General features: G+C 64.2%; 24 protein-coding genes, 1 tRNA gene and 1 pseudogene. 4 read left to right on the top strand and 22 right to left on the bottom strand.

The features are described 5' to 3' along the window. The 19 genes and pseudogenes from API01S_RS29570 to API01S_RS28980 form a co-directional block, all read right to left on the bottom strand. Nucleotides 1-2,051 (bottom strand): annotated as a pseudogene (locus tag API01S_RS29570) (hypothetical protein); the annotation flags it as partial. Further along, nucleotides 2,051-2,716, bottom strand: coding sequence for a DUF2612 domain-containing protein (locus tag API01S_RS24645; RefSeq protein WP_050729802.1), 666 nt, complete (start codon nt 2,714-2,716; stop codon nt 2,051-2,053). The gene API01S_RS24645 and the pseudogene API01S_RS29570, both read right to left, overlap by 1 nt. After that, nucleotides 2,716-4,167 carry a hypothetical protein gene (locus API01S_RS24640; RefSeq protein ID WP_061306408.1) on the bottom strand — a complete coding sequence of 484 codons (1,452 nt, stop codon included), beginning with the start codon at nt 4,165-4,167 and terminating at the stop codon, nt 2,716-2,718. The genes API01S_RS24645 and API01S_RS24640 overlap by 1 nt, the downstream gene beginning before the upstream one ends. A 23-nt stretch (nt 4,168-4,190) precedes the next feature. Continuing rightward, nucleotides 4,191-4,559, bottom strand: coding sequence for a hypothetical protein (locus API01S_RS24635; RefSeq protein ID WP_061306407.1), 369 nt, complete (start codon nt 4,557-4,559; stop codon nt 4,191-4,193). Further along, nucleotides 4,559-5,254 (bottom strand): Gp138 family membrane-puncturing spike protein, encoded by a 696-nt coding sequence (locus tag API01S_RS24630; RefSeq protein WP_050729799.1) that lies wholly within the window; start codon nt 5,252-5,254, stop codon nt 4,559-4,561. Before API01S_RS24630 ends, API01S_RS24635 begins: the two co-directional genes overlap by 1 nt. Nucleotides 5,255-5,256: 2 nt before the next feature. After that, nucleotides 5,257-6,195, bottom strand: a complete 939-nt coding sequence (locus tag API01S_RS24625; protein WP_061306406.1) for a phage protein — start codon at nt 6,193-6,195, stop codon at nt 5,257-5,259. Then, on the bottom strand, nt 6,182-6,514 hold the full coding sequence (locus API01S_RS24620; RefSeq protein ID WP_050729797.1) for a phage baseplate plug family protein: 333 nt from the start codon (nt 6,512-6,514) through the stop codon (nt 6,182-6,184). The genes API01S_RS24625 and API01S_RS24620 overlap by 14 nt, the downstream gene beginning before the upstream one ends. After that, on the bottom strand, nt 6,511-7,107 hold the full coding sequence (locus API01S_RS24615) for a phage baseplate protein (RefSeq protein WP_061306405.1): 597 nt from the start codon (nt 7,105-7,107) through the stop codon (nt 6,511-6,513). Before API01S_RS24615 ends, API01S_RS24620 begins: the two co-directional genes overlap by 4 nt. A gap of 8 nt (nt 7,108-7,115) precedes the next feature. After that, complete coding sequence (locus tag API01S_RS24610; protein WP_061306404.1) at nt 7,116-9,323, bottom strand: tape measure protein; 2,208 nt, start codon at nt 9,321-9,323, stop codon at nt 7,116-7,118. Nucleotides 9,324-9,325: 2 nt separating this feature from the next. After that, nucleotides 9,326-9,475, bottom strand: a complete 150-nt coding sequence (locus tag API01S_RS29385; protein ID WP_167351734.1) for a hypothetical protein — start codon at nt 9,473-9,475, stop codon at nt 9,326-9,328. Further along, nucleotides 9,472-9,957, bottom strand: a complete 486-nt coding sequence (locus API01S_RS24605) for a phage tail assembly chaperone (RefSeq protein ID WP_061306403.1) — start codon at nt 9,955-9,957, stop codon at nt 9,472-9,474. The genes API01S_RS29385 and API01S_RS24605 overlap by 4 nt, the downstream gene beginning before the upstream one ends. Beyond that, nucleotides 9,957-10,385 carry a phage structural protein gene (locus API01S_RS24600; protein WP_050729793.1) on the bottom strand — a complete coding sequence of 143 codons (429 nt, stop codon included), beginning with the start codon at nt 10,383-10,385 and terminating at the stop codon, nt 9,957-9,959. The genes API01S_RS24605 and API01S_RS24600 overlap by 1 nt, the downstream gene beginning before the upstream one ends. Before the next feature lie 13 nt (nt 10,386-10,398). Further along, the gene (locus API01S_RS24595) at nt 10,399-11,757 is read right to left on the bottom strand and encodes a DUF3383 family protein (RefSeq protein WP_061306402.1); all 1,359 of its coding nucleotides are present in this window, start codon (nt 11,755-11,757) and stop codon (nt 10,399-10,401) included. A gap of 63 nt (nt 11,758-11,820) precedes the next feature. After that, nucleotides 11,821-12,345: a phage neck terminator protein gene (locus tag API01S_RS24590; RefSeq protein ID WP_061306433.1), complete on the bottom strand. Its 525-nt coding sequence runs from the start codon at nt 12,343-12,345 to the stop codon at nt 11,821-11,823. A 271-nt stretch (nt 12,346-12,616) separates the two neighbouring features. Continuing rightward, nucleotides 12,617-12,898: a hypothetical protein gene (locus tag API01S_RS24585; protein WP_061306401.1), complete on the bottom strand. Its 282-nt coding sequence runs from the start codon at nt 12,896-12,898 to the stop codon at nt 12,617-12,619. Then, the gene (locus API01S_RS24580) at nt 12,895-13,374 is read right to left on the bottom strand and encodes a hypothetical protein (RefSeq protein WP_254598614.1); all 480 of its coding nucleotides are present in this window, start codon (nt 13,372-13,374) and stop codon (nt 12,895-12,897) included. The genes API01S_RS24585 and API01S_RS24580 overlap by 4 nt, the downstream gene beginning before the upstream one ends. Continuing rightward, nucleotides 13,371-14,027, bottom strand: coding sequence for a hypothetical protein (locus tag API01S_RS24575; protein ID WP_255221309.1), 657 nt, complete (start codon nt 14,025-14,027; stop codon nt 13,371-13,373). Before API01S_RS24575 ends, API01S_RS24580 begins: the two co-directional genes overlap by 4 nt. A 13-nt stretch (nt 14,028-14,040) precedes the next feature. Next, nucleotides 14,041-14,868 carry a YdaU family protein gene (locus API01S_RS24570; RefSeq protein WP_050729789.1) on the bottom strand — a complete coding sequence of 276 codons (828 nt, stop codon included), beginning with the start codon at nt 14,866-14,868 and terminating at the stop codon, nt 14,041-14,043. Next, nucleotides 14,865-15,104, bottom strand: a complete 240-nt coding sequence (locus API01S_RS28980) for a transcriptional regulator (protein WP_082306089.1) — start codon at nt 15,102-15,104, stop codon at nt 14,865-14,867. Before API01S_RS28980 ends, API01S_RS24570 begins: the two co-directional genes overlap by 4 nt. A gap of 71 nt (nt 15,105-15,175) precedes the next feature. On the opposite strand from API01S_RS28980, the gene API01S_RS24565 reads away from it, so the two are divergent. After that, a complete protein-coding gene (locus API01S_RS24565) occupies nt 15,176-16,252 on the top strand; it encodes a S24 family peptidase (protein WP_050729788.1) in 1,077 nt (358 codons plus the stop codon). 248 nt (nt 16,253-16,500) lie between these two features. Continuing rightward, nucleotides 16,501-16,920, top strand: coding sequence for a hypothetical protein (locus API01S_RS24560; protein WP_006220727.1), 420 nt, complete (start codon nt 16,501-16,503; stop codon nt 16,918-16,920). A 194-nt stretch (nt 16,921-17,114) separates the two neighbouring features. Here the strand turns inward: API01S_RS24560 and API01S_RS24555 are convergent, their stop codons facing one another. Then, nucleotides 17,115-17,453, bottom strand: coding sequence for a DUF6693 family protein (locus API01S_RS24555; protein ID WP_006220728.1), 339 nt, complete (start codon nt 17,451-17,453; stop codon nt 17,115-17,117). Nucleotides 17,454-18,098: 645 nt separating this feature from the next. Then, nucleotides 18,099-18,174: transfer RNA gene (locus API01S_RS24550), tRNA-His, on the bottom strand. Nucleotides 18,175-18,413: 239 nt separating this feature from the next. On the opposite strand from API01S_RS24550, the gene API01S_RS24545 reads away from it, so the two are divergent. Both API01S_RS24545 and API01S_RS24540 read left to right on the top strand, forming a co-directional pair. After that, nucleotides 18,414-19,871: a phospholipase D-like domain-containing protein gene (locus API01S_RS24545; RefSeq protein ID WP_050729786.1), complete on the top strand. Its 1,458-nt coding sequence runs from the start codon at nt 18,414-18,416 to the stop codon at nt 19,869-19,871. Nucleotides 19,872-19,903: 32 nt separating this feature from the next. Further along, nucleotides 19,904-20,818, top strand: coding sequence for a LysR family transcriptional regulator (locus API01S_RS24540; RefSeq protein WP_061306399.1), 915 nt, complete (start codon nt 19,904-19,906; stop codon nt 20,816-20,818). On the opposite strand, the gene API01S_RS24535 is transcribed toward API01S_RS24540, so the two are convergent. Further along, complete coding sequence (locus API01S_RS24535) at nt 20,819-21,604, bottom strand: enoyl-CoA hydratase (protein ID WP_061306431.1); 786 nt, start codon at nt 21,602-21,604, stop codon at nt 20,819-20,821. Between the last annotated feature and the right edge of the window lies 1 nt (nt 21,605).

The following is a 21,605-nucleotide window of genomic DNA, read 5'->3' as shown; positions in this document are numbered from 1 at the left end:
GCATTTGCAGTGTCAGCGTCAGTGCCCGTAAACCGGCGGAACATATCGCGCAGATCAGGGACGCGAAAAGTGTTCGCATCGACGTTGACGAAGTAATGCCCCCCCCGGCGCGCTTCCCAATTGGCCTGCGTGAGCACCAAGCCGTTTTCCTGCGCGTAACCCCAAAGCGCGGCGTAGGCCGATTTCTGAAGTACGCCACCCACGGCGTCCACTTCGCTGGGCAAAGGCGTGACGGTGTGGCCGTCCAAGGGCCGACCGCAAAGTGGCGAACGGTATCCCGTGAAATAGCTTGTGGAAGCCCAAATCCAGACCTCCGCCATTTCGGCGACGAGGATGGGTCCGATGTTGGTCGTTGGCAAGTTGTTCAAGGACACAACTGGTACGCGGGTGTCCAGCTCCGCCTGCAAACCGGCAACACGAGGGATATCGGAACGGGCGAATGCCAGATTGCTCACTGCGGCGATCTGGGCAACGGTTTCAAATGCCGTAACCGGCTCAACCTTCCATCCCGTCCCCCAGGCGGCAACGGTCGCCCCGGTGGTGTTGTACTTCGCCATCACCTCCGAAACCGTCACGGACGGGTACGACCAGGCTTTGTTCAACTCGCCCAGCCAAATGCAAGGGGTGCCACTCGCATCTGACCCAAAGCGGACGGCCAGGTCAGATCCGACACCACCGGCGAGGATCGTTGCGCCCTGCCGCCCCCACGCTTTGCTGGTCTGAACATAACCATGAATCAGGATGGTCACGGGCGGCACATCGGTCAGATACTCGAAAATATCTACCCGCAGACGGATCATCGTGTTTGCACCGATAGCGGCCGGAGGCAAGGTGATCTTCATCGCGCCGGTGATGGTGCCCGTGTGCGTCGAGAAGCCACCGCCGTCTGGCAGTACGACGTGGGCAGTTTGCCCGGATGCACTATTGAGACCGTATTGAGCGCCCACCGCTGCGCCAGTTGCCAGCAGGATCGGGCCGCTGACACTGCCGCCCGCTTTGGGAAGGGCTTGGATATCATCCAGGACTTGCGCCGGTGAGCGGGTGGCCAGAGCGCCAGTGCCAGCGCCCACCACATACGCACCCGCCGTGAGCGCCCCTGCACCCGTGCCACCTCGCGCGACCGGCAGCGTTCCAGCATTTGCCTTGGACACATCCAGTGCAGTCACATTAAGCGCCACATTCCCCGACCCATCAAAGCTCACGCCGCCAGCGGTCGCGCCGCCAGTGACAGAGAACAAACGCGTCGAGGCCAGCTTGGTCGCCGTGCTGGCGTTGCCCAGCGCAACTTCGCCCGCGGCCGACACGCGCCCCTTGGCATCCACCGTCAACGTCGGCACCGCATTGGCATTGCCATAGCTGCCGGCCGTGACACCGCTTGCGCCCAGCGTCAATCCCAACGAGAGGTTGGCCGATCCATCGAAAGTCCCGCTACCCGTCGCGTCGCCCGTGGCGGCAATGGTGCGCGCGGTGGCGAGCTTGGTGGCGGTAGCTGCATTGCCAACGGCGACATTACCCGCCGCCGTCACACGCCCCTTGGCGTCCACCGTAAACGTCGGCACCGCATTCGCATTGCCATAGCTGCCGGCCGTCACGCCGCTTGCGCCCAGCGTCAATCCCAACGAGAGGTCGGCTGATCCGTCGAACGATCCAACACCCGTCACATCGCCCGTGGCGGTAATCAAGCGCGCAGTGGCCAGCTTTTGCGCCGCGCCCGAGGTCAGCGACGTGGCCGTGCCGGACAGGCGCGCGACCGGCACCGTGCCGGTCTTCAGATTCGTGGCGTTCAAATTCTGCTGCGCATAGCTCAACGCGTCGGAACTCGTCGCGGCCAGCGGCCGGCCGGTCACGGACGCCAGCCCGTCCAGCTGCTTGTACAGCCAGGCCAGCCGTTCGTCGGTGGTCTGCTGCACCTTGTTGAACTGTTCAACGGAAGGCGGCACGGATCCGATGAATGACCAACCCGTCTTGTATTGCAGGTCGGTGATGTCTTCGGTCAGGCCGTTCTGCGCCCAGGTCGATTTGAAAAGGTCGAAAAATGTGGGGTCTGCCATCAGTAAATCCCTCGCGCCAGCACGCCGACGCCAAAGCCAAAGAAACCTTGCCCGCGAAAGCCGAAAGGCTTTTCGGTCGAGCCGGTGATGAGTTGCACGCCGATGCCGGCGGCTTGGGGCACCCACTTGTAGGGGTTGGCCATGAGCGGATCATTGGGGCCGGGAATGCGGCTGACCCAGATCCGGATTTTTGCGTTGCCGGCGTTCTGCACGACGACGCGGCGCACATCGAAAATCGGTTTGAGCGAACTGGCGATCTCGGGCGTCGTGCCATGCCCGTTGTTCAAGGCGATCTTCCAATACAGCAGCTTGCGGTATTCGGCGTCGAGCAAGGTCGTCGAACCTGCAACCGGCCGCTCGTTCGCGCGGCGCAAGCGCGCCTGGCTGAATCCGCCCACGTTCTGCTGCGTCTGAAAGCCGAAGAACCGGACGTAGATCGCTTCATCGATGACGCGAGGCAAGCCGACGATCTCGCCGATACCATCCAGCTGCCTGCCCACCGCCGTCTCCAGCCAGCGGTCTTCGTACAGGGCGCGCAAAGCCCCCTGCAATCCTTCCGCCGGCTTGAGCAGCGCCTTGACCAGCGCCTGCAATCGGGGCTTGGCCTGGAACTGACCCAGCCAATGGCTCCACGCCACCTGTCCGTGATCCTGGTTCAGATCCATCACGTCACCTCGATGCGTGACAGATCGAACGCCGCGACCTGGAAATCCTGGATCGCCACGTTGGCCGCGCGAAAGTCGGCGGCCGTGGGCGTAAAGGCGGGGTTGGCCGAGTAGGCCAGCTTCAGGTCGACCGAGGCCAGGCCCGGCGTGCGGAAGATCGCGCCGTAGAGCCGTTGCAGGATGACGTCCTCGCCGATGCCATAGCCCTCGCCCACCGAAGCCAAGCTCTGCGCGATGCGATCAAAGCCATCGGGAGGAAAGGCCTGCTCGGACGGCGGCAGCAAAGTGGTCGCGCAGCGCACCCACAGATACACACGTTCGGGCCGGTCGAAACGGATCAGCTGGTCCGCTCCTTCCGCGTCCTTGACCACCACCCGGCGCTGGCCGTGGGTGTCGATGCCCGCTGCCACGACGTGGAAGATGGCGTCGGCCACCTCATCGTCCAGGCCGCCGTCGGCCACCACGTGCACGCTGTGCGGCGGACGGCCCAGCGCGTCGGGCGCGTCGGTGTTGTTCATGAAGACCTTTACGGTGCGCACGCCCGCGACGCGGTCGCGCACGTTGGGCCCGATGCTGGGCAGCGTGGCCGCGCCAAGCCGGAACAGCCCCGTCGAATAGCGCGCGCGCAACTCGGCCGCATTCTCTGCCAGGCGGCCGGCCACGCCCGCTTGCAGGTTGTCGACCGCCGCCCAGCCATCGACCTGCGTGATGATGCCGTTCAGGTCGCCGATGGCCGCGCCCTCGTCGGACGCATCCAGCGTTCTTGCCAGCGCGGGCGATCCCAGGCGGATCAACGCCAGGTTGGCGGTCCATGCAAAGGCTGCCGCCTGCCGGCCATCGGTGCGGATACGCACGGCGGCGCCGTCGCTGGAGACCTGCAAGCCGCTCGCGGCCAATGCGGCCACCAGCCCCGCAAGAATCTGCGGCAGGTTGGTGGTCGCGCCGGTGGCGTAGGAATAGGCCACGCCGTCAATCGACACCGAGTAAGTCGTCGATGCCAACACGGCGGGCTGCAAGATCACATCGGCGGCCGCGCCGGCCAGAATGGGCGTGGCGCTGTCCAGCGCCCACACGTTCTGGCTCACGCGATGCCGCAGTTGCGCGCCCGCCGGCACGACCGTACCCGGCGCGCCGTAAAGCACCACGTAGGCGCGCGACGGTTCGTCGCGATAGCGCGATACCCCCGTGAACGAGACGGCGCGGTCCAGCGACACACCGGTCGCAGACCCCGGGTACATCGCGTAGTACACGCCCTCGGCCTGCTCCCACAACGCCGCTTCGCGCTCGGCGAAGGTGTCGATCAGCAGGCCGGTAATGCTGTCCGGGCGGGTTTCCACCACCCCATTGAATCCGGCGGCCAACATCCGCGCGCGCAGGTCGGCCACGATCTCCTGGCGGATTTCAGGCAGGCGCGGTCGGTCGAACCCATCCGGTGTGACACCGTAGGCCATAGATACCTCAAGCAAGTAAGGGGTTAAGACGTATGCAGCAGGACGACGCGTTCGAGCCGTCCGGCAGTGGTGTCGACGTCGATCGTCACGCGCAACACGCGCAACTGGCGTTCGATCTGCAATTGCAGTGCTCGAACCTGAAGCACACCCGGCACGTCGCGAATGCGCGCGCGGAAGATCGCTTCGATGCCCGAGCGATCGGGCGACTTCACCAGGACGCTATCGAAGTACGGAACGCCGAACGTGGTGTCCAGAAACCATTCGCCCAGAAAAGCCAGCAAAGTGATCTTGATCTGCTGGGCGATACGTTCAGCGCCATCCACCAGCGAGGCACGGCCCAACAGATCCAGGTCCAGATCGTGGTCGGCGGTCAAAGCAAGGTCCAGGGCCATCAGATGGGATCCTCCGTGGTGCCGCCTGCGTAGGCGTGGCGATGCGTATCGCCGATGTTCTTGCCGTTGTGCGTGACGGCGCCGCCTTCGTAGGCGACCCCGCCGCGCACGCGCATCGACGCGCCGCCCTGGCCGCCCTCGCCCGCCATGCCCTGCGTGTAGGTCAGCGGTCCGTTGATCGTCACCGGCGTGTTCAGCGTGGTCTGCTCGGCTTGCACCGTCCACGTCTTGACCTGAAAGCTCAGGTCACCCGTGGGCGACAGCTTGATCGTGCCGGGGCCGTACTGGATGCTGACGTTCTGCGTATCGGCCGCCATCGTGCCCGGCCGCAAGAGCGGCGAGGCGAAGGCGTCGGACAGATCGAATTGCCGCGGGTCATCGGGCGGGCCGTTGTCGCCCGCCAGCCAGTTCTCAAGCGCACGCGCCGAGAAGGACAGCTTGATCGCGTCGCCCGGCGCAAGCGGCACCGAGATCAGCGCCTGCGCACCGCCCACGTCGCCGACCGGCCAACACACCGGCACCCGCACCACCTGGGGCGGCGGCAGGACCTCGCCGTTGGCCAGCCGCTTGGCCAGCGCGGGGCGAGCCGTCACGAAGGTGCCGTCATAGGCCACGACTTCACCGGGCAGCGTCGTGTAGACGTCCGCCAGCTCCGTCGCGATCAGGCGGCGGATAAGCGTTACCGCATTGTTCATGGCTATTCCTTTTTCTGTGCGGGCGGGTGGGGGTCAACCAGATTCAGTTCGGTCTGCCAATCCCCGCCCTCGCTATCGCCGGTGTGCCGCAACGTTTCCACGCGCTGAAACGCCTGGACCGACCGGCTTTCCAGCTTGACCAGGTCGCCCGGGCTGATCGTGGGCAGCAGCAGCGACTTCACCTTCCAGCCGTCGCGCTGCTGCTGTCCGCTGGCCGCTTTGGCGGCCGTCGCCGGCGCGCGTGCGCCAGCCTTGCCCGCTGCGCCACCGGTCGCTTTCGATTTCTCGGTGGCGGCCTCGCGCGTGCGTTCGGGGCTGCCCAGCAAGCCGCTGTCCATCGCCAGCACCACGGCTTGCCGCCGCGTGGTGCCCAGCCGCTGCACCACCTGCAACTGCTGATTCTGGATCGACCATTCCAGCCCGGTCCCCTGCGTGACCTTGTGCAGCGCCGTGCGCGCCGCGCCGTAGAACGAGAAGCCCTGTTGCCAGCGCCGGTCCGGCACATCGTCAGCCATCACCAGCGGCAGGCCCATCTGCGCGGCGATGGCGCTGATGATGTCGCTGGCTCGCGCGCCCGGTCCCAGGCCGATCGACACGGCGGTGTCGCGCACCTCGATATAGCCGTCCTTGACAATCAATTCGGTGATCAGGTCCGGCTGCTCGAAGCGCGTGTAGGCATGCACGATGCTGCCCGAGGCCATCAACAAGGGCCCGCCCTCTTCGGCATAGCCCGCGTACAGCACGCAGCGCAGGCCGGGCTCTTCGAGCGAGCGGCGGCTCTGTTCGGACAAGTTGTACAGGGCGATCTTGGCGTCGTTCGGTTCCTCCGCAGCGGTCTTGGCGATGTCGAAGGTCATCCGGATGGGCGGCACGATCTCCAGCCCCTTGTCGCTGCTGCGCTTGCCCACCAGCAGCCGGTATACGCGGTCAAACCTGGCCATCTGGCGCCTCGTCGGCATCGATGTAGATCAAGGCGACCTCGCCCGAGGGCAAGGCCGCGCGGCTGATGGTGTCGCGACGGTCCGGCGCCAAGGCGACGAGCTCGCCGGCAGGCACCGCCAGATGGCGGTAGCCCGCCAACAGGCGCGCATTCGGCACCAAGGCAATGCCGGCCACGATCAGTTCGTTGTAGGCGTTCTCGATCGACAGCACCCACAGCTGCGCCTCGCTATTCCAGGACAGGCGCAGAAAGAAAGCCATGCCGTCCAGCTGCACTTCGGTCACGCTGTCGTTGGTGTCGGGAATGGGGATCTGGATCATGCGGGAAGGGTTCCTGTCGTGATGTCGTCGCGCTGTTTCGGGCTGACGGGGTTGCCGTTCTGCTTGCCAGCATTGGCCTTGGTGGCGCCCGCCTTGCCTGTTGCGGTGCCGGATGTTTTCTCGGGCGGAATATCCGCCTGCCGCAGCGTCACCTTGCGGATGCGCCGGAATGAGGCGGATATCTCAAAGCGGTCGCCGCCGCCATTGCTGCGTCCGATGGAACAGTGTTCCATCACGAAGTCCACATACACGTCCAGGCCGGTCGTGATGGTGATGGGCAGCCGGTCCGCGTGGATCTTGCGCAGCGCGTCCTTGGCGCCCACCAGCTTCGAACGCCCCGCGCCCAGGCCCAAGCCCCGGCCCAAGCCCCGGCCGCCGCCCAGCAAGGTGACGTCGGCCGCCGTCACCCAGCCGTCCAGCGTCAGCTGTTCGGACTCCTGGACGACGTGGTCGGTCACGGGCGGGCCGTCTTCCACGGCGTAGGACGTGGCCCGGCTGTTGAGCGCGGTGCTCTCGCTGACCACCGCGTCCAGCGGCAAGGTGCCGATGCTGCTGCCGCCGTTCCACCCGAAGATCAGGGAAACAAAGTTCATGGATGCTCCTAGCTTGGTGCCTCGACGGCAGGTGAAATGTCGAAGCTGTGTTGCAGGCTGTTCAGATTGCGCTGCAAGCCCAGGTCCACGCCTTGCGCCACGGCCGCGCGCACGGCCTGGGGTTCTCCGCCCGGCGCGTTGACGGTGATCTCGTTGCGGTTCTGGTACGTGAAGGGCCCACGGCCGGCGTTCAGCGCGGGGCCGAACAGGACGGCGGGCGGCGGAACAGGAACCTTGCCGCCTCGTAATACCGCCAGCAACTCCGGCGACATTGACTCCCACCCCAGGCTCTGAGGCTTGGCATCGACGTCTGAGGCCTGCGCGTCGTCCTCGGCGTCGGAACCACCGGGCAGCAGGCTTTTGAACCAGTCCTTGGCCCGCTGCACCTTGTCCAGCACCCAGGTCTGGATGGCGGCGCCGATCTCCTTGATCGTGGCGATCATCCGGGCGCCCATGCCCGAGAAGAACGTCCAAAGATTGCCGAACGCCCCGGCCCAATGCTCGATCGCGCCGTCCCAGTCGCCCGTGAAGGCGGACACGACGCCTGCGACCAGCTCGGTCCAGAACGCCCAGATGGCTCGGATGTAGTCCAGGACCGGGCCCAGGAACGAGGCGTCGGCCATCTCCATCAGCGCGTCCCAGCTTGCCGACATGTACGCCTTGATCGCGTCCCAGTTTTCCCAGATCTGCCAAAGCGCCGTCGCGGCCAGGCCAATCAAGGAAATGATCCGGCCTATCGGCGTCATGGCGAACGCGTTCCACAACATGGGCACGACGGTTCGGGCCAGGAACAGAATCAGCTTGCCGACCGGCGAGAGGACCTGCCAGAGGCCATAGCCCAACACGGCCAGTGTCGCAAAGCGCTGGACCCAGGGCCCCAGCGCCTGCCCCGCGCCGCCCAACAGGTCCTTCACGTAAATCAGCACCGAAGACACGGCATCGAGCTCGTCCTGCCATTCCTCCACGCCTCCGATCCAACCACCCAGCACGGAATCGCCGCCTGCCATCCAGGTGGCGATGTCCTGTCCGATCACGAAGATCGTGGCCAGCAGCGCCGCCATGCGCAGCATCGGCCGCAGCGTTCGCGTCCAGACCGACAGCATCTGCATCGCGCCCCCCGGGCCGCGACGCAGCGCCATGGCCGAATCCAGCCCCCGCGCCACGCGTGTCGCCACCACCAGGGACCGGATGAGGTCGCGCGAGAACTGCGTGGCCTGGCGCAAGCTGTTGCCCAGCGCCACCATCCCCAGGCTTGCGCCGGCCAGCGCAAGCAGCTTGACGATGGAATCGATGTTGTCGGCCAGGTACAGGATGGTCCCCGTCACGGCCTTGAGCGCGGTCTGGCCCAAAGGCAAGGCCTGACCGACGTAGCGCTGCAAGGCGTCGTTGAACACCGTCATCGCGGCCGCGATGGACGCCGGTTCCTCCTGGGCCTGCGCGCGCATCGCGGGCAACTGCGATTGCAAAGCGGGCAGTGCGCGCTCGGTCGTCAGCTGGCCGTTTTGAACTTGCTCGCGCAACTCTCCTCGGTCAAGGTTCAGGCCCGTCGCCAGCGCTTCCTGCATGCGTTGCGGCATGGCATTGAATTGCGCCATGCCCAGCTTGCCTTGCTCAACCATGGTCAGCAGCGACGTCACCACACCGTCCCGCTCTTTGGCGGGCGTGCGCGACAAGGTCATGCTCAACGCAACGGCTTCGGCAACGCCCACGGCCTCCTGGCGATCACGTCCATGGTCTTGCAGGGTCTGCGTGGCCCGCGCATACGTATCGACGTTGTCCGCATACGGCGTGCGGCTGACGCGCGACGCACGCGCAAGCTCGCCGTCCACCGTGGCGGCCTGCGCGTCCGAGCCCGCCGCCTGCCGCAAACGGCCTTGCGTCTGCGTCCATGCGTCGATATCGGCGAGCACGCGTTTGAGCGGCTCGGCCCCCAACGTCAGCTTGATCGCGCCGCGTAGACCGCCCAACACGACCGCATGCTGGCGCGCCGCCGCCACGCCTTGCGGTCGCGGCGGCGTGCGTGCAGCGGCCGCCTGCGGCGGGGCGGTGACGCCGGCCAGGATGTTGGCAAACGCCTGACCCATCGCGCCGATGGCCTGCACGCTGGTGCGGACCATCTCTTGCAGCATGTCCTGGAACGCTTGCCGGTGGGCGTCCAGCCCGGACGCATCCCACTGGTGGCGCAGCACCGTCACCACCTCTCGTACAACGATCATCGTTACCTCGCCTTGTTATCTGCCGCGGCCTGCGCCGCCTGCTGGGCATCCATCAGCGCGTTGAGCTTCAGGATGTCCAGCAGGTCGACGTCGCCGCGCTTGACGGCTTGCAGGCTGACATGGCGGGCCAGAATGGGCCGCCAGATGATCAACTCTCGTTCGAAGCCTGGGGCGAAGCGGCCGACAGGCTCGCCAGCTTCGCGCGGGCCGGACCAAAGCGGCCGGCCCAACGCGCCAAAGGGCCGGCGAAGTTGTGCTCAAGAATGTGGAACAACAGCTCCAGGATTTCGGCGTAGTCGGCAAAAGCCAGCCCGCGATGCGCGGACGTCAGCTTCTGCGGCTCGCGCCCGTCCAGCTCGAAGCTGACCAGTTCTGGGTCGATCAGGCGTTCGGCCCAGTTGGCCAGCGCATCGCCGCCCAGCTTGGCCGACAGATCGCGAAAGGCGGACATCATCGCCGCTTCGTCGCGGGCTTGGCCGCCGCCGTCGCCCCCCAACACCGAGGCCAGTATCGAGCCTGCGGCCGGCAGCACTTCCTTTTGCAGATCGCCCAGCAACTTGAGCTGGCGAAAGGGATCGAAGCGCGAAATGCGGAAGATCGTCGTGCCCAGCGTGATTTGCTTGACGGCGCTCATCAGGTGTTGCCTCCGATCACGTTGATGGCCGGACCGGTCTCGATGGTCCATTCGCGGCTGCCGACCTTGGCGCCATAGCCGGCGTCCGGCATCTTGACGATCCAGGCCGAATCCGAGGCGTGCAGCGACGTGCCGCGCAGGTCGGTCACCGAAATCGGCACGGCGCCGTTGCCGTCGGTGGCGCGATCGGCCTGGTGCAGCGCGGTCAACGCGGCGTTGCTCGCGCTGGTCTGCATCAAGGTCAACGTGATCTTCAGGCGCGAGTCGCGCGACATGGAGCGCGCCACTTCGCCATCGACGCCGACGACGGACGCAATGCCTTCGCCGATTTCGGTCACGGTGACGAAGGTGTCTTCGGCCAGGCCGGAGATGGGCAGCGCGCCCATCACGATCTTCACCTGGTTGGGTGCATAGGTTTTGACTGACATGGATAGGCCCCGATTACAGTTGTTGGTAGGTGAGGTTGCCCTTGATCTCGGCAACATGGATGGCGCCAGCCAGGCGGGCGCTGAAGGTCAGGTCGCGCAAGATGCGGTTGGCCTTGTCGTTGGACGACACGCTGGCCGCGCGCGGCACGTTGATGACGAAGCCGGGAATCTTGCGGCCCGCGTCGTCGATTTCATCGGGCGCAACCAGGCCACGGCTCTGACCCAGCAGCAGCGCCTGGCGGATGCCGTTGACCAGGACCTGGATGCCCGCGTCGGTATAAGGCACCTTGCCGTTGGCGTTGATCAGCTGCGATGCCACGTTGATCTTGACCTGCTCGGCCAGCCAGTCGCGGCCACGAATCACGTCGATCCATTCGCCCGCGGCGACCTTGCCGTTCTGCGTGACGGCAAAGTTGCGCATCTGCTCGAACGTGTTGGCGTTCTTGGCATGCGCGGCCAGGGCTTCGCCTTCGGCGAGGCTGTCATAGGTCACGCCCGACAGCCGCGTATTGGCCCAGGTCTCGCCGCCCGGGTAGAACGTGAAGCGGTTGGCGGCAACCGCCGTATCCAGCGATTCGCTGGCGGCCTGGCCGTGAAACCACACGTGCGTGCGGAAGAATTGCTTTTGCTGGCAGCGCGACGCGATGTCGTTGGACACCGCCGCATCGATGATGCCGGCCTGCGCGCTGGACACGCCGAAAAGCCGTTCGTTCGATTCCACCCATTCGGCGGCGTCCAGTACGTCGGCTTCGACGCGGCTGGCCAGCGACACGCCGTACCAGTCGCCGTTTTCGCGCAGGCAGGCATTGAGCGCGGCCGACGGAGTTTCGGTGCTGACCGGCGCGGCCAGTTGCAGGTTGCCCGACACGGCGATGGCAATGGCCTGGCCCGTGACGGTGGCCGTCACGCTGACGTCCGTGCCAGTAGCGACGGCCGTCACCGGGGCCTGGGTTTCGGCGATGGCGGCGGCCAGGGCGGTAGCCAGCGTCTGCGGCGTGCTGTCGGGCAGGCCCGAGACATTCACGTCGGCCTTCTGCACGACACCATCGGCGTCGCGCCACGACAGCGTGGCGGTGTAGTCGGCGACAGAGGCGCGCGTCACGGAAATGCGCGACGCGTCCACCTGGCGGCGACCGACGAAAACACGGGCCACGGTCGGAATCTGTTTGAAGGCATCGCGCACGGCGATGTAGAGCGGGTCGGTCGGCGCCATGCCCAGGTCCAGCAGTTCGCCCGGCTCGGTCACCGCCATGACGCGGTTGACGGCCAGCGCGTGCGCGCCCAGGATCAGGAGGTCAGAAAAATTCTGCTCCTTGATCGCCGTGGTATTCAGCGAGATCGCCACATTGACGATCCGGTCGATTTTTGCCATTTGCGGCTCCAAAAAAAAACCGCCCAAAGGCGGCGGGGACTACGTGAATGAAGACCGAGGACGCTAGCGCGCCGTCTCGATCTGCGTGGAAAAGGAAGTTTGCAGACTGGGCTGTAGCCCGCCTGTTGTCGTGATCGTGCCGGTCACCGTTTCAATGAGGCCGACAAATTCCGTATAGGTGTGCGCGTAGCGGATACCCAGTTCAAGCACGCCCAGCAGCTCGCTCGCCGCACCCGCGGCCTCCTGCGGTACGCGTTCGATGCGGCCCGACTGAAACACGGCCAGGCCCAGCGCTTCCGCCTGTTCCTCGAACGCGGGATGACGCAGCGCCAATCCCAGGTTGTGCAAGGCGCGATAGGCGGCAAGGCCCACGCTGCGCAGTTCGACGCTGGCGTCGCGATGGTCATGTACGGGCTGATTGCCCTCATCGTCGACGCTGCCGGCCTCGGCGGGGCCAGGCTGCACCCAGCTTATGGCCATGGCGATGTACGGCGGGGCGGGCAACGCCTGGGCTTGGTCGGCAAGCACGACGGGCACGTCGCCTGCAGCGGAGGCAAGCAGCGTAAGGATTGCGTTGTCAGGCGTCACGTCGGTCAATGTGGGCTCCGGAAAAAACAAAGCCCGCGAACCGTTGAAGGTTGGCGGGCTGCGTATCGTGTGGGCGCAATGGCCCGCAGCTATTGTCTCAAATCCAGTCCCAAAGATGCAGGGTTTTTATGAACCGCGTGTCCCAATCGCGACCAAGCGCGAGCGATGGTCGATAGCGGCACATCGGTCGATGCGGGGCCGGAAAAAAACAAAGCCCGCGAACCGTTGAAGGTTGGCGGGCTGCATATCGTGTGGGCGCAATGGCCCGCAGCTATTGTCTCAAATCCGGTCCCAAAGAAGCAGAATTTTTATGAACCGCGTGTCCCAATCGCGACCACGCATAGGTGGCCGATTTGGTGTTGCCCCCGCAGCGCTGCACATGGCCCGCGTCCAACAGATGTTCGAGTACGCGGCGCGCGCCACGCCGCATCGCCTCTTGCGAGGCGGGCGCAAGCGGTATGCCCCGGCTGACGTGACGCAGGATCTCGGCCATCCTGAATTCACGGCCCGGATAGGCCGCTAGCAGATCGATGACTTCGTGCGCATACTTCATTTGAATATCCTCCAGACCTGTTGCTTGAAACTGCCAAGCGCGACCTTGTAGTACGGCAACGCGATGCCGATGACGCGGCACGCCTGGTCCTGGCGCGCGGACGCGGACAGGTCGGCGTAGTCGGCGCGCCGCGTGTATTCGGCCTGCACCACGCGCCTCTCCACAAGCGGCAGCGCTTCGTACAAGGCGTGCACGCGGCGCGCGCGTTCGTGATTGACCGGAATCCGCAACGGCTCGTCGTCGTCATCGTGGCCGGGCAGCGGCGGAAACTCGCATGCGTGCGGCGCTTCGTGAAGCATGCGGCGCGGCCCCGGCCAATCGCCCTCCCATTGCGACCGCGCCCAGTTGTGGATTTCATCGTCCACCCAACGCGGCAGGCCCGCCTGCGTAGCCGACGAGGTTCTGATGGGCTTGCGCGCCTTGCCCGCGCGCATGCCCTCTTGCGAGCGTGCATCGTTTGCGATTGGCGTCATCATGCGGCCTCCTTCCGGGCGGCTTGCTTGGCCACTGCCAACATGTCGGCAATCGCCTTGGTCGGGTGGCCGCCCTGCGCGATGCGGGCTTCCCAGCGTTCAATCCATTCCCGATGCGACCGGCTGCGAGCGGCCAGCAGCTTTCCTGCTCCCATTTTTTTCAATGCCTCCTCGGCTTGAGCCCGCGTGGACAGCGTCTGGCCAGGTGCGGGCAACGCCGCGCGTGGCGGCGGAATATCGGGCCAGGCGCCCTTGGCCAGTTCTTCGGTCAAGGTCCGTTCCCAACGGACCTTGAGCGCACCGTAATTGCTATTAAGAAGATCGACCGTGCTGACCCCCACCGCCGCCCAATACACCGCTGGATGGGACCAGTCGCCCGTCTCGCCCCGACGCCGCGCCGACACGCCGCGCACGGCTTCGTGATAGGCAAGCTCGGCGATCAGCCACGGGCAGCACAGCTTCAGGAATTCCGGCAGGGTCGGCGGCCATTCACGCGTGAGGCAAGCGGTAAGCCCGCGCCGCACCTGCGCCTCGCTCAGTCCCGCCAGCTTCTGATTCCAGGAATCCTTCAATTCGCGCGGGGTCAGACCTTCCCATTGCTGCGCAAACTTCGCGCCGTACAAGAGGTGCATTTCGTTGACGACCAATGCGCCCATACCGACAGATGATTCAACCAGCGGCATCGATCACCCCCATATCGATCTCGCTGCGCGCATGGCCTTCCGCCAGCACGCTGCGCAACTCGGTGGACCAGTCCGCGCGTTGACGCGCGCGCTGACCACCGGCCGTGCGCGGTTCATGACGCGTTACGTGGCGCGGCGGGAACAACCCCAGATAGCCGCTGGCGATGCTGTGCGCAATGACATCGCGCGCCGCGATACCCTCGGCGTGATAGCCGGCCAATTGCTGCAACTGCCGTCGTGCGCCCTCTTGCGTGATCGGCTTCTTGCGCGCCTTGCGATCCGCCACCCAGCTGACCCAATCGGCGCGATCCAGCCAGGCCGGCAACGGCATGTCGATGACGTCAACACCCGCTCTGCGCCGGCTACCGGGCTCCACCGCGCCGGGTAGGTTGCCCTCTGGTTCTGGTTCTGGTTTTGGTTCCTGGTTGGTTGCGCAGGTGTTCAACGGCTGTTGCGCCGCGTCGCCGGACGCCTCTTGCGAAACGCGCCGGGCCCGCTTTGCCGCGCTGGCCTTGCCGGCGGCGGACTTGGCTTCTTTGTTGCCGTGATAACGCGCGATCTCGGCGTCGCAGCGCGCGTGCCGCCAGCCCTGCTCGGATTCCGCGAAGAACTCTTGCAGCACCTGCGCGACAGCGGCTTGCTCGTCGTCGGAACGCGCGATCAGTAAACGGCAGAGCTTTTCGATATCCCGCGTCAGCGGGGCTTCGGTGTCGTAATAGAGTTCGATCAGGTCGCGATAGACGCTGCGCTCGATTCGCGTCAGATGCCGCGTCGCGCTATTGAAATCGCCGATGTGATGGGGGTAGTAATTCATTGCGCCGGTCTCCCTTCGGCCAACTCGGGCCAGATTCGAGAGCAGTCGATGGGGCGGAGATCGCGCCGGGTCACTTGACCATTGGTGGCCCGTTCGATCAACGCGCAGTGCTTGACCGGCACCGGCCGGCGTCCTGTGCGCCATTGATAGATCAGTGCGGGTGAGACTCCCACGCGCCGCGCGACTGCCGCAGCGGTCAGCGCCCCCTCCTGCTTGAAATAATCGTGTAGATTCATCACCAAAACTATAGCGACGCTACAGCTTATTGGCAAGCCATGCTATAGTTTTATTTGCATAGCATTGCTATATGAAAATGTGGACTATCGAAGAGGAAGCCGCCGCCCTGCGCGCACGCTTTGAAGGCGTGAACCGCGCGGCATTTGCTCGCGACCACCACGTCAAGGGCGGCCAGGCGATGATTTATCAGCACATCACCGGCCGCCGTCCCATTGGGATCGAAGCCGCGATGGCTTATGCCGAAGGCTTTGGCTGCACACTGGCCGCGATCAGCCCTCGCCTGGCGGCCGAAGCCCAAAAGGCCGCTTCCCTGACCTCCGCCCCGCCACTTTCCGCTGCGCCCGCCTCGGGTTCGACCTGGCCCTTTCCGTCGGTCCCCCTGGCGCTGCTCAAAGGCCTGGGCGACGACCAGCTCAAACGCCTGGAAGGCGCGTTGCTGTTGGCGTTGGGTCAGATGGGCGTGAAGGCCAAAGGCGCTGCGACGTCATCCAAGAGCCCTGCCGCCAAGCGCGGCGCCATCATGAACATCGATGCCGTGGCCGACGAATTCCCGATGGCGCCCGTGCCTGCCGCCCCCTGGGATCCCGACGGCCTCACCACGCATCAAGCGGATCGGATGCAGGCCTTGCGTATCAGCACGGCGGCCAACGTTGGCCACGTCGCCAACGCGGGCTATTCCGCGAACGATCAAGCGTTCATGCCCATCCCCGAGCTGGATGTGCGTCTGGCCGCCGGCCGCCTGGGCATCGAGAACTATCACGAGACCGAGATCGGCGAGATCCTGCTGCGCCGCTCGTTCCTGGAATCCTTCAAGCTGCCCATCAACCGCATGAAGATCGTCTACGCGCAAGGCGACAGCATGGAACCCGTCATCCGCAACGGCGGCCCGATGCTTTTCTTTGAAGACCCCATCACCGACCCGCGAGAGATCGATCCCCGCACCGTGTACGCGATCAACCACGGCGGCAAGATGATCGTAAAGTGCATCGCGCGCGAACGCGAAGGCGCATGGCTGGCCAAGTCGCTGAATCCGGCTTACGCCCCCTTCGCGCTGGAAAAGGAAGACGGCTGCGAGGTCCGCATCGTTGGGCGAATTCTGTGGTCGCCGTATGACTTGCGTAATGGTGTGGACGAGCGCTTGTTGTAAGCGTCGCGGACGATAAAAGTTCACGCGCGTGCGGAATTAATGTCGAGATCGCCCAAGCCCCCCAAGCCGCCCGCACTCGCTATTGCATTTCAGCCTGTCCCTATAAAGACATCTTTCTATAGAATGCTTGTCGGTATCTATGTCGAGTAAAGCGACTCATCCTCTCGGCTACTACCCCCCACTGTCAGCGTCAGATGGCCAGTTGTGTGACGCGCAATCCAAACCCCAAATCAGATCAGGAGTTTCCTTTGACACTTCCGCGCCTTGCTGTTCTTTCTCTCGCCGTCCTGCTCACCGGATGCGCAGTCAATCGCAGCGCCAACCTGACACCTGAGCTGCAAAACGCACTGGACACGCCGCTGTATTGCAACAACGCGAGCGAGTGCAAGCTGATGTGGGAACGCGGGATTTACTACGTGGCGAACAACTCGAAATGGCGTGTTGTTGCTGAGACCTCGAACCTGATCGAAACGGAACGCCCCTACAAAAACTATTACGCGCTGGCTTACAGCATCACGCGTGAACCCATGGGCGAAGGACGTTATCGCATCGCGACAGCCGCCTGGTGCGGCTTGAAAGACTGGGAATGCCGTCCTCACGCGGACGAAGGCCTTGCCCGCGCCAAGTACTACATGAAGACGGGGCAGCAGTTGACGACTGCTCGGTAACGGGGCTGACGACCGCTCGGCGCGGGATTTAACGTTCCCGCCGAGTCGGTCGCCTTTCGGCGAGTGGATGCGGCGAGGCGCTCCGCAAGAGATCCCCCCGGAAAAGACAATCCCCACGCGGCTTGCCGCTACGTGGGGATGGGGCTGATCATCTCATTACCGCCCGGAGGGGGGTAATTGGCAAGATTCGCTAGTTAGATATTGAGCTCAACTACCTTGGTGTGATTCATGCAATGGGCGTTGATCTTGTACAAGAAGATCAAATATCCGATGCCCAAAGTGACGATCGAGATGATCGCCCACAGGACGATGTTCCCGATAATGCTGGCCAGGTCGATGGTGCATACCAGACGGCCTACACGGCGACCCGAATCATCGAGCACCGAAGTCCGGCTGATGATGAATCGCTGCATGTAATACGGGAACACAAAAAGAGCCAAACCCAGCGTCACGATACTCAAGAGGATCCAGATAATTCCGTGGCCGATGATATCGCCCACGGTCAGATCCGACTTCAAATTCAGTTGCTTCATGGTAGTTAAGCCTTCCTCGGTGCAAAATTGCAGCGATGGTTTTACCATTTTAAAAAATATATTTCAAAAAGCCACAAACAGAAGTTCAAAACGTGCGGCGGCAGAAAAGCTAAATCTGGTCCGGGCTTTTGGATCAAGCAGAGGGGTCGCACGCCGCCTACAGAGCATGCTCGAGATCTTCGAAGGATCGAAGCGCGTATGGAAAATGCCGCTCGTCGTGTGACTGCGCCGCGTACCGGGCTTGGCGTCATCAATGGTTGCGACGCGATTTTTTCCACGAACCCAGCCAAGGGCGGTTGGATCAGCAGCTGATTTTGGGTAGCTGAAAAGGTCGAGCAGGCCTAGGGTCAAAACGAAGCAGTTGGGTTCACTTCACGCAAACCAACGAACAACTAAGCCCCACATAGCCTCGGACAAATCAAAGCTTTTCAACAAGATTTCCGTCCCCATTCTCGCGCCTGCGATTCTTGGAGTGACAGGATCCACGCATATGGATCAACGCTGCGAGCGTAGGAAATTGCTGAGTTGAACGTCGAAGTATGAACCCCGCCTGAAGGCAGGCTATTCGAGGCGTGAGCCTGTCACCATCGCATAATCGACAGGCAAGAAAAAAGCCGCTATAAGCGGCTTTTTCTTTGAATTCTTTGGGGTGGCTGATGGGGCTCGAACCCACGACAACCGGAATCACAATCCGGGACTCTACCAACTGAGCTACAGCCACCTCTGGTACTGCGTTGCAAGGAAGTTGCTACGTTTTCGCGTGGCTTTTTCACTTGCGTTTTTTCCTATCTTTTTCCTCGCCGCCGCGCTTTCAAAAGAAGCTCAACAACGAAGAGGCCGAACTATAGCATATTTTTTCGAGGCGTCAAAAGCCCCCCTAAACTTCTTCATTGCAACCGCGCGCCGCTTGCTATCCTTGCCGCTGGCTCACTCCCCTAGGCTGGTTTTCACGTCATCGCTATGGATCGCATACACGCAATTTTGATCGATTACTGGCCTCATCTGGCGTTCGCCGTCAGCATCGTGGCCGGCACGGGCGCGGCGGTGCATGCCGCGATGACCAAGCAGGATGTGCGGGCGGCGATCGGCTGGGTCGGGATGGCGCTGTTTTCTCCATTGTTCGGGGCCCTTATCTATTTCGTGGCCGGCATCAACCGGATCCGCAAGACGCGGGTGTCGCAGCAGCGTGACGAAGCGATGGTGGTCGATGCCGAGCAGGTCGACACCCTGCCCGTGGATGTGGCGGCCGTGTCCGGGCCGCAGTTTGCGTCGCTCAAGATCCTGGGCGACCGTGTCAGCAGATTTCAGCTGCTGGGCGGTAATGCGGTGCAACCGCTGGCGGGTGGCGACGAAGCCTATCCGGCCATGATGCAGGCCATCCGCGAGGCGCGCAGCGCCATCGCGATGCAAAGCTATATTTTCGACAACGATGACATCGGCCGCGAAATGGCGCAGGCGCTGATCGAGGCTCAGGCACGCGGCGTGCAGGTGCGCGTGTTGATCGACGCCATCGGCTCGAAATATTCACGTCCGCCGATCGTGCGCATGCTGGCGCGCGGCGGTGTGCCGGTGGCGCGCTTCATGACCAATCCGCTGGGCGTGCTGCGCATGCCCTACGCCAATCTGCGCAGCCACCGCAAGGTGATGGTGATCGATGGCCGCATCGGTTTTACGGGCGGCATGAACGTGCGGGCGGCGTTTGTCACGGCGCTGGCGGGCAAGGCCGTCAACCGCGACACGCACTTCCGGGTCGAAGGGCCGGTGGTGACGCAGCTGATGTCGGTGTTCGCGCACGACTGGAATTTCACCACTCACGAATCCCTGCCAGCGCGGCCGTGGTTCGATCCGCACGCGCTTGCCGCCAGCGGCAACGTGCCGATGCGCTGCGTGCCTTCGGGGCCCGACCGTGCGCTGGGCAGCTCGCACAACATGCTGCTGGGCGCGCTGGCGGTAGCGCAGCATCACGTGCGCATCCAATCGCCCTACTTCCTGCCGGACCAGACGCTGATCGGCGCGCTGGCCACCGCCGCACGGCGCGGCATCCGCGTGGACATCGTCATTCCCGACAAGAACAATCTGCGGCTGGTGGATTACGCCATGTCGGCGCAGCTGGACCAGGTGGTGCGCACGGGCTGCAATGTGTGGCGCGCGCTGGGCACGTTCGACCATTCCAAGCTGATGACGGTGGACGACGCCTGGGCCTATGTCGGTTCGTCCAACCTGGATCCTCGCAGCCTGCGCCTGAACTTCGAGCTGGACAGCGAAATCTACGACCCCGCCGTGGCGCGCTGGATCGGCAATCGAATCGACACGCTGATCGGGCACGCCAAGCCTGAAACGCTGGATACGCTGGCCCGCGCGCCCTTCGCCAAGCGGCTGCGCAACAAGATCATCTGGTTGGCCACGCCTTATCTATGACGCGCCCCACGCCCACACGCTGATCTACTCGCATGCGTTACGAACTCACCGACCTGCGCCTGTTCCTGGCCATCGCCGAGGCCCAAAGCCTGTCGGGCGGAGCCAACACGGTGCACCTGACCGCGTCCAGCGCCAGCTATCGCTTGAAGAACCTGGAATTGGCGATGGGCGTGCCGCTGTTCAAGCGCGAGGCGCGCGGCATGGAGCTGACGACGGAAGGCGCTTTCGTGCTCAAGCACGTGCGCTCGCTGCTGGCCGGCGTGGAGCGCATGCATGGCGAAGTCAGCGGCTTTGCCAGCGGGCTCAAAGGCAGCGTCAAGCTGTTCGCCAACAGCAGTTCGTTGAACGGATTCATCGTTCCCAGCCTGAGCCGGTTCCTGTCGGCCAATCCGAACGTGAACATCCTGCTGGAAGAGCGCTCCAGCAACACCATCGAAGCCGCTATCGCGGGGCAGGAAGCGGACATCGGCATCTTCGCGGGCCACGCCGAATCCGCTGGCGTGCAGGCGGTGCGCTATGCGATGGACGAACTCATCATCGCGGCGCCGCTGAACCATCCGGTGGTGCAGCATTCGCCCATCCGCTTTCCGGCGGTGCTGGATCTGGATTTCGTGTGCATGAGCCGCGCCAGCAGCAACTATATTTTCTTGCGCGACATGGCCAGGCTTGCGGGCAAGGCGCCCAAGGTGCGCATCCATGTGCACACCTTCGACGCCGTCCTGTCGATGGTCGAGGCCGGCGTGGGCGTGTCGCTGGTGCCGCGCAGCGTGGCGGCCGCCGCGCTGCGCGATCAGCGCATTGCGGCGGTAGCCATCAGCGAACCCTGGGCGCTGCGCGAACTGACGCTGGTGACGCAGGCCGACGTGCCGCTGTCGCCCTTCGTGGAGCAGGTTGCCGAATACCTGCTGGACGATCCGACCGTCGCCGCCACGCGCGGCGAGAGCTGATCACCCCTGTTTGCGGCGCTTGCTGGCCAGGAAGTCGTTCATGAATTTCTGCGGTTCGCCGGTGTTGAAGGCTGCGCCGAATTCCGCAACGCTGTCTTCGATGGCGTCGTCCACCGACATCGTTTCCCAGCGGCGCAGCAAGGTCTTTTGTTGACGCAGCGCGGCCGGGCCCAACGCCGCGAAACCTTGCGCCAGCTTGTTCACGGCGTCATCCAGCTGCGCGGGCGGCACGGCGGCATTGACCAAGCCCCAATCCTGCGCGCGGCGCGCATCGATCAGTTCGCCCGTCAGCAGCAGCCACGCGCTGTTGGCGGCGCCGATCAGACGAGGCATGAGCGCGGCATGGATCACGGACGGGATGCCGACCTTGACTTCGGGCATGCCGAACTGCGCCTCGTCCGAGCAGATCCGCAAGTCGCAAGCCAGCGCGAACTCCAGCCCGCCGCCCAGGCACCAGCCGGGGATACGGGCGATCACCGGCACGGGAAAATGCCGGACCGCGTTGCACAGGTCGCGCAGGTTCGAGATGAAACGCTGGGCGCTGGCTTCGTTCAGCGCGGCCATTTCGGCGATGTCCGCCCCGGCCACGAAAGCGCGGTCGCCCGAGCCGCGCAGCACCAGCACGCGCACAGAGTCGTCGTCGCGCAAGTGCGCAAGCGCCTGGCGCAAGCCATCGATGACGGGGGTGCCAAGAATGTTCAGCACGCCGGCATCCTGCATGGTTAGGGTGGCGATGCCAGCCGCGTCGATCTGCACGGCGGCATGGGGAAAGCTCAGGTTGGTGATG

Origin of the sequence: Achromobacter piechaudii NBRC 102461, assembly GCF_001571245.1 — a bacterium.
GTDB lineage: Bacteria > Pseudomonadota > Gammaproteobacteria > Burkholderiales > Burkholderiaceae_B > Achromobacter > Achromobacter piechaudii.
This window is presented reverse-complemented; position numbering and strand designations above follow the sequence as displayed.